General features: G+C 71.4%; 10 protein-coding genes. 7 read left to right on the top strand and 3 right to left on the bottom strand.

The features are described 5' to 3' along the window. Nucleotide 1: 1 nt before the first annotated feature. The 3 genes from AB0J87_RS31585 to fdxA form a co-directional block, all read right to left on the bottom strand. Nucleotides 2–658, bottom strand: a complete 657-nt coding sequence (locus AB0J87_RS31585; protein WP_363970932.1) for a DUF4178 domain-containing protein — start codon at nt 656–658, stop codon at nt 2–4. A 91-nt stretch (nt 659–749) separates the two neighbouring features. Further along, a complete protein-coding gene (dapC, locus tag AB0J87_RS31580) occupies nt 750–1820 on the bottom strand; it encodes a succinyldiaminopimelate transaminase (protein WP_363970930.1) in 1071 nt (356 codons plus the stop codon). A 96-nt stretch (nt 1821–1916) separates the two neighbouring features. After that, the gene (gene fdxA, locus AB0J87_RS31575) at nt 1917–2243 is read right to left on the bottom strand and encodes a ferredoxin (protein WP_080047500.1); all 327 of its coding nucleotides are present in this window, start codon (nt 2241–2243) and stop codon (nt 1917–1919) included. Between the two features lie 105 nt (nt 2244–2348). Between fdxA and AB0J87_RS31570 the strand changes: the two genes are divergently transcribed. The 7 genes from AB0J87_RS31570 (at nt 2349) to cysS (ending at nt 12053) form a co-directional block, all read left to right on the top strand. After that, on the top strand, nt 2349–2579 hold the full coding sequence (locus tag AB0J87_RS31570) for a hypothetical protein (protein ID WP_192787934.1): 231 nt from the start codon (nt 2349–2351) through the stop codon (nt 2577–2579). A 17-nt stretch (nt 2580–2596) separates the two neighbouring features. Next, nucleotides 2597–3667, top strand: a complete 1071-nt coding sequence (locus AB0J87_RS31565) for an ABC transporter substrate-binding protein (RefSeq protein ID WP_363970927.1) — start codon at nt 2597–2599, stop codon at nt 3665–3667. Between the two features lie 102 nt (nt 3668–3769). Next, nucleotides 3770–4546, top strand: coding sequence for a methyltransferase domain-containing protein (locus AB0J87_RS31560; protein ID WP_355197206.1), 777 nt, complete (start codon nt 3770–3772; stop codon nt 4544–4546). Between the two features lie 115 nt (nt 4547–4661). After that, entirely contained in the window at nt 4662–6962 is a 2301-nt protein-coding gene (locus tag AB0J87_RS31555) for a hypothetical protein (RefSeq protein ID WP_363970925.1), read from the top strand. A gap of 4 nt (nt 6963–6966) precedes the next feature. Further along, entirely contained in the window at nt 6967–8784 is a 1818-nt protein-coding gene (locus AB0J87_RS31550) for a UvrD-helicase domain-containing protein (RefSeq protein WP_363970923.1), read from the top strand. A 50-nt stretch (nt 8785–8834) separates the two neighbouring features. Then, the gene (locus AB0J87_RS31545) at nt 8835–10679 is read left to right on the top strand and encodes a sigma factor-like helix-turn-helix DNA-binding protein (RefSeq protein WP_363970921.1); all 1845 of its coding nucleotides are present in this window, start codon (nt 8835–8837) and stop codon (nt 10677–10679) included. A gap of 18 nt (nt 10680–10697) precedes the next feature. Next, the gene (gene cysS, locus AB0J87_RS31540) at nt 10698–12053 is read left to right on the top strand and encodes a cysteine--tRNA ligase (protein WP_363970919.1); all 1356 of its coding nucleotides are present in this window, start codon (nt 10698–10700) and stop codon (nt 12051–12053) included. Nucleotides 12054–12110: the final 57 nt, after the last annotated feature.

The raw sequence follows: 12110 nt of genomic DNA, 5'->3' as shown, positions 1-12110 counted from the left end.
GTCAGGAGGCGCGGCGGACGATGGTGATCGAGCCCGGCGGCAGGGGCTGGGCGTAACTGGCCGTCCACGACTGCCCCTGGATGCGTTCGAACGACAGCAGCCGCCCGTCCGAGGCGCGATAGTCCGCGAAGTCCAGCAGGCCCCGGTCAGGATGGCCGGTGTCGCCCTCGCTCCGGAACGCCGCCGTGCCCCGCTCGATCGGGGAGAACTCCACGCCCTCCATCACCAGCGTGCTCTTGGCCGGAACCATCCCCTGCGTGGGCACGTCCGTCCAGAGCTGGACCTCCAGATGGGGCGTATCACCCTCGTGCGCCTCGACGGAGAGCCACTGGAAGCGGCGGGCGCTGTCCCGGAGGAGGTATTCGACCCACTGCTGTCCCTGCCAGGAGACGAACAACGCGCCGAGCACCCGGCGGGGAGATCCATGCACCTCGATCCGGTCGCCGACCCGGATCGTGCGAGGGTCGGTGTAGTCGGTGCCGGCATGCCCGGGCGCGCTCACCGGCGCCGGCAGCGGGGTCTCGATGGGGGCGACCTCGACCGGCGGCGCGCTCGTACGGCCCTTCCTGTCCTGCCGCATGGTGGCCAGAAAAGCCCCAAGCAACAGAAGGACGGTGGCGATGCTCAGCCCGAGTACGACCATGGAGGTCATGCTCATCGATCAGCTCGCTCCACTCGCGGTCTGCCTCGGCAAAAGCCCTTATCAATTTATGCGTGTCAGCCGGATTGCCCGGCTATGACGGGCGATCCTACTGGAGGCGGCGCACCGCCGCACCGATCCGCTCATCAGTCGCGGTGACCGCGATGCGGATGTGCCGCTCACCTGCCGATCCGTAGAACTCTCCGGGCGCGACCAAAATGCCGATTTCGGAAAGCTTTCCGACCTGATCCCAGGCGCTCTGCCCGTTCGACGCCCAGAAGTAGAGACCGGCCGTCGAATGGTCGATGTGCCACCCCGCCCGCTCCAGCGCGGGCCGCAGCAGGTCGCGGCGGGCGGCGTACCGCTCGCGCTGCAGGTCGGCGTGCTCGTCGTCGCCGAACGCGACCGTCATGGCGGCCTGTACGGGCTGGGGCATGATCATGCCGGCGTGCTTGCGCGTCTCCAGCAGTCGCTTGACCAGGACGGGATCTCCCGTCACGAACCCGGCGCGGTAGCCGGCCAGGTTGGAGCGCTTGGAGAGCGAGTGGACCGCGAGCAACCCCTCGTGGGAGCCGCCGCAGACGTCGGGATGGAGGATCGAGATCGGCTCCTCTTCCCAGCCGAGCTCGATGTAGCACTCGTCGGAGGCCACGACGGCGCCGCGCTCACGGGCCCAGGAGACCACCTTGCGCAGGTGTTCGGCGGGCAGCACCCGGCCCGTGGGGTTGCCCGGGGAGTTGACCCAGACGAGGTCGACGCGCTCGGGGCCGAGCGCGAGCGTGCTGTCGGAGGCCGTGCCCACCGCCCCGGCCAGCCGGGCGCCCACGTCGTAGGTGGGGTAGGCCAGCTCGGGGAAGACCACCCGCCCGGCGCCCAGGTAGGTGGGCAGCCAGGCGACGAACTCCTTGGAGCCGATCAGCGGGAGCACGTCCTGCTGATCGACGGAGACGCCATGCCTGCGCCGCAGCCACCCGGCCGCCGCCTCGCGCAGCGCCTTGGTGCCGTGCGTGAAGGGGTAGCCGGGGCTGTCGGCCGCCTGCGCGAGAGCGTCCTGGACGATCTGCGGCACGGGATCGACGGGCGTGCCGATCGAGAGATCGACGATGCCGTCGGGATGTGCGAGCGCGCGCTCCTTGTACGGCTCCAGCCGGTCCCAGGGGAAGTCGGGCAACTTGTTCACGGTTCTCCAGGGTTGTGCGTGCCGTACTCAAAAAGCGCACGCCGACCGGGGCGCATCCGGCCAGGATGCCCCCCGTACCCGGCGCGACAGGATCGGCTAGTGGTCCTCGCCCTGCGGCGGCAGGGCGGCCACCACCGGGTGGTCCTTGTCGATCTTCCCGACCTTCGAGGCGCCACCGGGCGAGCCGAGGTCCTCGAAGAAGTCCACGTTCGCCTTGTAGAAGTCCTTCCACTGCTCGGGAAGGTCATCCTCATAGAAAATCGCCTCGACGGGGCATACAGGCTCACACGCGCCGCAGTCCACGCACTCGTCGGGGTGGATGTAAAGCATGCGCTCGCCCTCGTAGATGCAATCGACGGGGCACTCCTCGATGCACGCCTTGTCCAGGACGTCCACGCAAGGCTGCGCGATGACGTAGGTCACCTCGAGCTCCTTCTTCTCCGCACCATGGCATGTCTCTGACCGCGGTTTGCTACGCCCTAGTATTGCCGTGCTTGCCAGCTGGCCGAAACGGAGGGTGGCAAACTCGTGGCCGCACGTCTCATCATCGCGATCACAAGTCAGGATATAGGTGCACGCATCACCACCCGTAGGCGCGTTCCCGGGGGATTTCGAGATGCGGTGGGCATCCTCGTGTCGTGGGAGAACGGACTACTCAAAGTTCGCAAACGAGACGGCACCGTGGTGGAGATCCCGGAGGAGACGCTGGTGGCCGCCAAGGTCGTTCCGGCCGCGCCTCCTCGACCTGAACGAATGTAACGGTAAGTATTCGTTGTGTGACCGTACGTACCTGCGCCGCCGCAGCAGCCATCCTCGCCAGCGCCGGATGCGGCGCGTCGTCCACCCACTCCACCTCTTCCCAGCCCAAGAATTTGCCGCCGGTCAACGTCCAGGCGAGCTCCATGAAGGCCGGCTTCGCCACCATGGACCGGCTGGTCGAGGCCGCCAAGCGTGAGGGCCGGCTCAACGTGATCGCGCTGCCCCACGACTGGGTGAACTACGGCGAGATCATCGAGACGTTCGCCGACAAGTACGGGCTCAAGGTCAACGAACTGGAGCCGGCCGCCGGCAGCAAGCGCGAGCTCGACGCCGCCGCGCAGCTCAAGCCCGACGTCTTCGACCTGACCCTGGACGTGGCCGTCTCCGGTGCCGACCGGTTCGCCCCGTACAAGGTGCAGGGCTGGCAGGACCTGCCCGACGACGTCAAGGACCCGTCCGGCGCCTGGTACGCCGCCTACGGCGGCTTCATGTCCATCGGCTACGACCCGCGCGAGGTCAAGCCCCCGGCTTCCTTCGCCGACCTGCTCAATCCCGGCTACCGGGTCGCGCTCGACGGCGACCCGCTGCGCTCGGACGGGGCGTTCGACGGCGTGATGGCCGCCTCCATGCGCTCGGGCGTGCCGCAGCCGTCGCAGGGGGTGGCGCTGTTCGCCAAGCTCAAGCAGGCCGGGCGGCTCACCGACCTGGCCAAGGCCAACACGGTCATCGCCTGGGACCACCTGAACGCGGCCCGCAGCGCCGCCCACTCCGACGCGTGGAAGGTCACGATCCCCAAGGACGCGCCGCTCGGCGGCTTCCACATGCAGGCCATCAGCAAGACGGCCCCGCATCCGGCCGCGGCCCGCCTCTGGCAGGAGTTCCTGTTCTCGAACGAGGGCCAGAACCTCTTCCAGAAGGGTTTCGCCCGCCCGGCGCGCAGTGAGGCGATGCTCATGAAGGGCACGCTCGACGCCGAGCAGGCCGCGAAACTTCCCAAGGCTCCGGGCCCGCCGGTCCTCATGACAATCCCGCAGGCAGACGCGGCGAAGGCGTATCTCAGCCGGGAATGGACGAAGAGTGTCGGATGAGTCCGATGTGACTTGATATGTCGTAGGGACGTTCAGGCTCTAAAGTGAGCAGACAGCACGGCCAGGGGGGCCCGTTGTCTGATCGAATGTGAGCTGATCGTCTTGCGATATGACACACCGAGCTTGGAGCGGTGGAACAGTCGCGCCTACGACAGCAGCTTCGGCTACGTCTCCACTCAGGGCGCGCCACTGGTCGACCTGCTGGATCCGCGGCCCGGCGAGCGGGTGCTCGACCTCGGCTGCGGCACGGGCGTGCTCACCTCGCAGATCGCCTTCAGGGGCGCGGACGTGCTGGGCATCGACGGCTCCCCCGCGATGATCGAGAAGGCCCTCGCGCAGTACCCGGGGATCAACTTCATCGTCGGCGACGGGCACGACTTCAACGTCGTGAACCCGTACGACGCGGTGTTCTCCAACGCGGCGCTGCACTGGATGAGCCGCGACCCCGGGCTGGTGATCGCGCGCGTGCGCGAGGCGCTGACACCCGGCGGGCGTTTCGTCGCCGAAATGGGCGGGGCCGGCAACTGCGCCGAGCTGACCGCCGCGATGCTGACGGCCTGGCGCGAGTACGGCCTGCGCGAACCCGATCTTCCGTGGTACTTTCCCTCGCCTGCCGAGTACGCCCGCCGCCTCGAGCAGGAGGGCTTCGTGGTCAGGCTGCTGGAATATTTCGACCGGCCGACCCCCCTGGACGAGTGCCCCGGCGGGGCCGCCGACTGGGTGCGCATGTTCGCCTCGTCGGTGCTCGAAGGACTCCCGCCGGAAATCGTGGAGCCCCTGCTTCATCGTGTGAACGAGTTGGCCGCGCCCGCGCTTCGCAGGGAGACTGGCTGGATGGCCGACTACGTGCGTCTACGCTTTGCCGCCGTTCGGCGTTGATGCGTTGTACATGATGCGTAGGGCTGATTTGCCGGACTATGGTCTGTTCCGTGGGCGGCGAGATTATGGCTGCACCGCTGCGGCGGCGGCGTGAGGGGCTGGTGAACGGAACGGGATGAACTTCTGCCTGAGCGACCTCGTACCACCGTTGAGGTGGAGCGACGCCACGACGATCACGCTGCTCACCGGGCAGCCGGAGCTGCCCGACGCGTGGTGGCGCAGTCTGCCCATGCCACACGTCCTGGCGGCCATCGGCCCCGAGTCGTTGGGCGAGCTGCTGACGGAGATCGCCCTGGAGCACTGGCCCGCTGCGGCGGTGGGTGACGTCCTGCCGGCGCTGTACGTGCTGGACCCGGAGGAGGCCGACGAGCCCGCCGTCGCGATCGCCCTCGACCGGGCCGGATCGTGGGCCGGGCTGCTGAAGCTGACCAGCAGGGAGCTGGTGGACCAGCCCTTCATCCAGGCCCGGCCGGTGCTGAACACGCTGTTCTCGGCGGTCCTGGTACGCCTGGCGCACCCGCGGGCGGCCGAGCCCGCGCACCCGGCGCCGGTTCCCGCCGCGAGCGAGCAGGCGGCGCCGGCCGAGCACCCGCCCGCCGCGGTGGCCGAGCCGGAGCCCGTGGCCGAGCCGGAGCCCGTGGCCGAGCCGGAGCCCGTGGCCGAGGAGCCGGCCCCCGAGCCGGTCGAGGAGCCCGACCCCGTGGTCCGGTTCGCCGCCGTCGGGTCGGTGATCGACGAACCCGAGCCCGTCGCCCACTTCGTCCCCGCAGGGTCCGTCATCGACGACCCCGAGCCCGACGAGGACGCGGCCGCTCCCGAGCCCGCCGAGGCCCCGCACGCCGCCGAGGCCGAGCGCCCGGCGGACGAGGAGGCCGTGGCGTCCCACGAGGGCGGACCCGAGGACGTCGCTCCCCAGGAGGACGAGCCCCAGGCCGTCGCGCCGGAGGACGCCGCGGCTCACGAGGACGAGCCCCAGAGCGCCGCTCCCCAGGAGGACGCCTCCGAGGCCGTCGCCTCGCACGAAGGCGCGCCCGAGGCCGACGCCCCCCACCAGGACGAGCCCCAGCAGGACGCGCCCGAGGCCGCCTCGCACGAGGAGGCGCCCGAGGCCGTCGCCTCGCACGAGAGCGAGCCCGAGGGCGTCGCTTCGGAGCAGGGCGCGGCCGAGGTCGCTGAGCCGGTGCCGGCCGCCGACGCCGAGCCGGTCGCCGACGAGGCGCCCGAACCCGAGCCGCAGCCCGAGCCGCAGCCCGAGCCGCAGCCCGAGCCGCAGTCCGTGCTCGACGCCGCCGAGGAGCCCGAGCCCGCTCCCGAACCGGCCGCTCAGGAGGCGCCCGAGCCGGAGCCCGCCCAGGTGATCGCCCCCGAGCAGGAGCCCGCCCCGTCGCAGGGGCAGCTTCCGGACCTCATCGAGGCCGCGTTCGCCGGGCTCGACGACAAGAGCTGGGCCGTCGCCCAGAACCGCGTCTTCACCGACGAGCCCTCCGCCGTGGATCAGCTGGCCAAGCTCTTCGCCGTCCCCCCGGCCGAGATCTCCGCCACCGAGGACGAGCTCCGTACCCGCCTCGACCACTGGCTGTCGAGCGAGGAGGCGGCCCCGTACCGGGCCCATCTGGAGGAGCTGCGCAGGACCCTGGGCCCGGCCGCCCACAAGGAGCAGCTCATCGGCGCGGCCGAATGGCACAACGTGGAGATCCGCGCCCTGGAGGTCCCGGCCTGGCAGTTCGTGCTGGCGACGCTGTCCCCCCAGCCGCAGCCCCAGTTGCAGCCGCAGTCGGCGTTCGGCTCGCCCCAGATGCCGCCGCCCCCTCCCCCGGGCCCGCCGCAGTTCCAGGCGTTCACCCCGGCCCCCTCGCAGGTGGAGGAGGCCAACGGCGACTCCGGGGAGCACAAGCCGTACCAGCCGCTGAAGGACGTCTCGCAGACCAGGCGCTGCTTCAGGCAGCCCGACGGACGCTGGTGGCTGCGCATCGACGTGACGGCCGAGCAGCTGGCCGGCGGCGAGTGCACGCTGCCGACGGGGTTCGCCTCGTACCTGGGCCTGTCCCCCGGTGAGAGCCGGACGGTCAGGAGCGCCGCGGGCGAGCTGACCATGACGTGGCACGGCAAGCCGGTGCTCGAATCCATCGAACGCCTCCTGGTGGACGTGGGCGCGCGAGAGGGCGGGCACCTGTTCCTGACGCTGTCGGACGAGGGCGTGCTCAGGGCCCGGCACCTCCCGGTCGCCGCGCAGGGCGCCGAGAAGATCACCAAGGCGCTCCGGCTGGTCGGGTACACGGCCCCGGGCGGCACCCGAGATCAGGCGGCCAGGGTGATCGCCACCAGGATCGGCATGACGGGACCGGTCGCGCTCCCCGACCTGCTCACCAGGCTCCGCGAACGCGGGGACCGCGACCTGCTCGCCCTCCTGGACTGAGCCGGTGCCGCGGCTCGCGATCGGCCCTGAGTTTCCCAGGGAGCTCAGCGCACTGGCCCAGCCGGTGCGCAGGGACGCCGTTGTCGCGCTGCGCCGGTTCCTGCTGAACGTGGCCGGCGCCCCGCACCCCCAGCGGGTCAGGGGCTGCCGGGATCCGCGGGTCGCGACGCTGCGGCTGGCCGAGGGCCATCGCGGGGTGGTGGTGCGGCAGCGGGACGTGTACTGGCTGCGTACGGTGCTGCCCGACCCCGAGGCCTGGTCGTACGCGCGACGCTTCAGGTTCGGGGTCAACCCGGTGATCGGCGTGGTCGAGGAGTGGGACGCCGAGGCGCTCGAACGCGTCGAGCCCGCGTTACGCCGATCGGCCAGGTCGTCCGGGCTGTACGACCCGATCTGCGACGGCGACCTGATGGGGCTCGGCCTCGACGTGCACGCGCTGCCGCTGTTCAGGCTGATCACGACCGAGGCCGACGTGGCCGCGCTCGAACCGCTGCTCCCGCCGACCCAGCACGTCCCGCTCGCCGTACTGGCCCGCGGCGGCACGCTCGCCGAGGCGTGGCGGGAGCTGGACGCCTGGCGCGCCTCCGACGAGGACACCGGGCCGATCGACCCCGAGGACCTGCACGCGGCGCTGCGCCGCAGCCCCGACCGGGCGGCGTTCGTCGCGGACAAGGTGGAGCTGGACCGGGTGCTCGGGCTGCCTGCCTGGTGCACATTTCTCGACCCGCCGCAGCACCGGCTGGCCAGGGCCGCCCGTTTCGAGCAGCCGGTGCTGGTCGTGGGCGGGGCGGGCACCGGCAAGACGGTCGTCGCCCTCCAGCGGGCCGCTCACCTGGCCGCGCACGGGTCGGGGCCCGTGCTGCTCGTGACGTTCTCCCAGGCGCTGGCCGAGGACCTGTCGGCGAAGCTGGACCTGCTGATAGAGGACGAGGTGGTCCGCAAGCGGGTCGAGGTCGGCAACACCGAACGCCTGGCCCTGCGCATCGTGGCCGACGCCGAGGGCCGCCGCCCCGCGCTGGTCGGCCCGGGGGCGCGGACGCTGGCCCAGCTCACGGACGAGGCGCTCCGGCTGCTCTCCCTGGCGACGGGCGACCTGCTCGACGACGTGGACCCGGGGCGCAAGCCGTACCGTCACATCGTCGTGGACGAGGCGCAGGACATCAGCCCGTCGCAGTGGCGGCTGCTGCGCGCCGCGGTGCCGCGGGCTCGCGACGACCTGTTCGTGGTCGGCGACCCGCACCAGCGGATCACCGACACGCGGGTGGCGCTCGGCGCGGTCGGCATCCCCGCCGTCCAGCACACGCTGCGGCTCTCGTACCGGATGTCCCAGGAGCTGCTGTCCTTCGTGGTACGGCTGCGCGGCGGCCCGGCCAGCGGCCTGGTCAAGGGCACGACCAACATGTACGGCTTCCACTCGGCGCGTAACGGCGACCGGCCCATCGTGAGGGCGTACGAGACGCCGGAGTCGGAGCTGGCCGGACTGCGGAGCACGGTCGAGTCGTGGCTGGCGGACGGCGTGCCCGCGGACGAGATCGCCGTCGGCGCGCGCAATCCGCGGCTCGTGCGGGATGCCAGGCGGGCGCTGGACGGGCTGGACGTACGGGCCTCGACGTTCCAACATCTCAAGGGGCTGGAATTCGAGCGGGTGGCGCTCATCGGCGTGGCGGAGGGTGTGGTGCCCGAGCCGCCGCCCGAGGAACCCGACGCTCGGGCTCGTGCCCTGCAACGTGAACGGAGCATACTGTTCGTCGCCTGCACGCGGGCTCGTGCGATGCTCTATATCTCCCATTCCGGAAGAGGCAGCCCGTTTTTGTCACTCTAATCACATAGTCTGAACTGCGGATATATCTTCCCTTTGCCGGTTGGACGTCAATGAACCTCAGCCTGAGCGACCTCGCGCCACCCCTGCGATGGACCTCCCCTGGTCAGATCGCGCCGATCGTGGAGGAGCCACAGCTGCCCGAGGCCTGGTGGCAGGCGATCCCCCTTGATCGCGCGTGCGCCATGGTCGGGACGCAGGCCGTGGCCGGCCGCCTGGCCGACCTCGCCGTGGCCTGCTGGGGTCATCTGATGGTCGGCGACATCCTCCCGTTGCTGCGTTTCTCCGACCCCGCCGAGGCCGAGCGGACGCCGGAGACGCTGGGCAAGGACGTGGTGCAGAAGCTGTTCACCGGCGTGTTCGAGCGGCTGCTCGAACCGGCGCCCGAGGCCGCGCCCGCGCCGTCCAGGCCGGACAGGCCGCTGCCCGAGCTGATCGACGACCTGTTCGGGGCGCTGGACGACCGGCAGCGGGCCATCGCCCGCGACCGGCTCTACGCCGCGCAGCGGGCCACGCTGGACGAGCTGGCCCAGCGTTTCTCGGTCACGCGGGAGCGGATCCGGCAGATCGAACGCGACCTGCGCGACCACGTGGAGGCCTGGCTCGGCAAGCCGGACGCGTCGGCCCTCGTCGCGCACGTCTCCTGGCTGCGCGGCCGGCTCGGCTCCGCGGTCCCGGCCGACGACCTGCAGGCCGCCGTGCCGTGGCACCGGGCCGAGCTGCGCTCGCTGGGGATCCCGGCGTGGCGGTTCGTGCGTACGCTGCTGACCGGCTACGAGCAGTCCGACGGGTGGCTCGTGGCAGGCGGGGCCGACGAGCTCCGGGAGAAGACGCGGCAGCTGTTCGCCGACGGGCCGCGGCCGCTCGGCGAGGCGGTGGCCATGGTCACCCAGCTCGGCGTGCGCGAGGACGTGGCCGAGCGGTGGATCCTGGCGGTGCCGCAGCTACGCGTGCTGGGCCAGCACGTCGTGCCGTGGCCGCGCAGCATCAACGAGAAGGCCGAGGCGGTGCTGGCGGTGGCCGGCGCGCCGCTGTCGCCCGAGGAGATCCAGGAACGCATCGGCGAGGACTACAGCCTGGTCGGCATCCGCAACCAGCTCACCGCCGACGAACGCTTCCGCCGGGTCGACCGCAACAAGTACGGCCTGACGCGATGGGGCGGCGACGAGTACCTGGGGATCAGGGAGATGATCGCCAGGGAGATCGAGCGGGCCGGCGGCGAGGCCTCGGTGAGCACGATCGTCACCAACCTGACCGCCAAGTACGAGGTCAGCGAGAGCTCGGTGCGGGCGTACTCGGGCGGGCCGGGCTTCGAGCGGACGCAGCGGGGCTGGATCCGGGTGGCCGGCACCTCGCCGACCGGGGAGGCGGAGCCGTACCAGCCGCGCAAGGACGTGTCGGAGACGCGGCGCAGCTTCCGCTCCCGCGACGGCCGCTGGTGGCACCGGGTGGACGTCAACGCCGAGCACCTGCGCGGGTCCGGTTCGCCGCTGCCCACAGGTTTCGCGGCGTACCTGGGGATGGCGCCGGGCGGGCAGCTCACCGCCTCGACCCCGTCCGGTGACGTGGTGATCAGCTGGCACAACCAGCCGACCATGGGGTCGATCCGCAACGTGCTGGCCGACTTCAAGGCGAGCGAGGGCGACCACGTGTTCCTGACCGTGTCGGACGGGGGCGAGCTGCTGACCCGCTACCTGCCGGCCGCGCCCGTCGGGATGCCGCCCGTGAACCGCGCGCTCTACCTCATCGGCTACACCGCCCCCGTCAGCTCGGAGCTGGAGGGGCTGCGGCTGATCGGGGCCAGGATGGGGATGCCCGACACGGCCGGGCGCGAGGAAGTGCTGGGCAGGCTGCGCGAGCGCGGCGACCGGGACATCCTCGGTTTCCTGGGGGGCTGACGCGGCTAGGCTCGGAGGATGCTCCGGATCTACGACACGCGTGCCCGGCAGGTCGAGGAGATCGCCTCGGGGCGGGCGGTGCGCATGTACACGTGCGGGCCGACCGTCTACCGCCACGCGCACGTGGGCAACCTCCGTACGTACCTGCTGTCCGACCTGATCAGGCGGGTGCTCGAACGGCGGCGGGTACGCGTGCTGGCCTGCCAGAACATCACCGACGTGGGCCACCTGACCGACGCCGGCTCCGACAAGGTCCTGGAGCAGGCGCGGGCGGAGGGGCGCTCGGTGGGCGAGCTCGCCCGCTTCTACGAGGACGCCTTCAGGAACGACACCTCGACGCTCAACCTCCGACCGCCGGAGCACACGCCCCGGGCGAGCGAGACCGTCGACCTGATGATCGAGCTGATCGCCAAGCTGATCGAGCGGGGACACGCGTACGAGGTGCCGGACGGGTCGGTGTTCTTCGACGTCCAGACCTTCCCCACTTACGGCGAAATTTCGGGAAATCGCCTGGACTCGCTCAAGCCCGCCCACCGCATCGACGCCGTCGACCCGCGCAAGCGCTTCCACGCCGACTGGGCCCTGTGGAAGCCCTCCTCGGGAGACCTCACGTGGGACTCTCCCTGGGGCCGCGGCTTCCCCGGGTGGCACGTGGAATGCTCGGCCATGTCGCTCCGCTTCCTCGGCTCCAGCTTCGAGATCCACGTCGGTGGGATCGACCTTCGTTTCCCGCACCACGAGGACGAGCGGGCCCAGTCCAACTCGGCGACCGGGCACGAGGTGGTGCGGCACTGGGTGCACGGGGAGCACCTGCTGTTCGACGGCCGCAAGATGGCCAAGTCCACCGGGAACGTGGTGCTGCTGTCGGACGTGGCCGCGGCCGGGCTCGACCCGCTCGCCGTACGCATGGCGTTCCTGGAGCACCGCTACCGGCAGCAGCTGAACCTGACCTGGGACACCCTGCGAGCCGCCGACCGTACGGTGCGGCGGTGGCGCGCCCGGGTGGCCGAGTGGTCGGAGTCACACAGCGCGCCGATGGCCGCGGACTACGCGGAACGGGTGGAGGCCGCCTTCTCCGACGACCTGGACACGCCGTCCGCGCTGCGGATCCTCCGGGACCTGGAACGCGACGAGTCCGTCGCGCCCGGGGCCAAGTTCGAGACGTTCCTGCATCTGGACCAGGTGCTGGGGCTCGACCTCTCGACGGAGATCGGCAAGGCGCGGGCGCTGCCTCCCGGGGCCGGGGAGCTCCTGGAGGCGCGGGACCGGGCGCGGGAGGCCCGGGACTGGGAGGAGGCGGATCGGCTGCGGGAGGAGCTGGCGGAGATGGGGGTACGCGTCGCGGACACCCCGGACGGCCAGACCTGGACCTGACCCCCGCCCAACGCCGCCCCGCCGGCCACCGCCGCGGATCCCGCTCGGGCACGATGC

The sequence above is a fragment of the Nonomuraea sp. NPDC049625 genome, assembly GCF_040675285.1.
Lineage (GTDB): Bacteria > Actinomycetota > Actinomycetes > Streptosporangiales > Streptosporangiaceae > Nonomuraea > Nonomuraea angiospora_A.
Note: the sequence above shows the minus strand (reverse complement) of the source record. Positions and strands in the feature narration are given on the sequence as shown.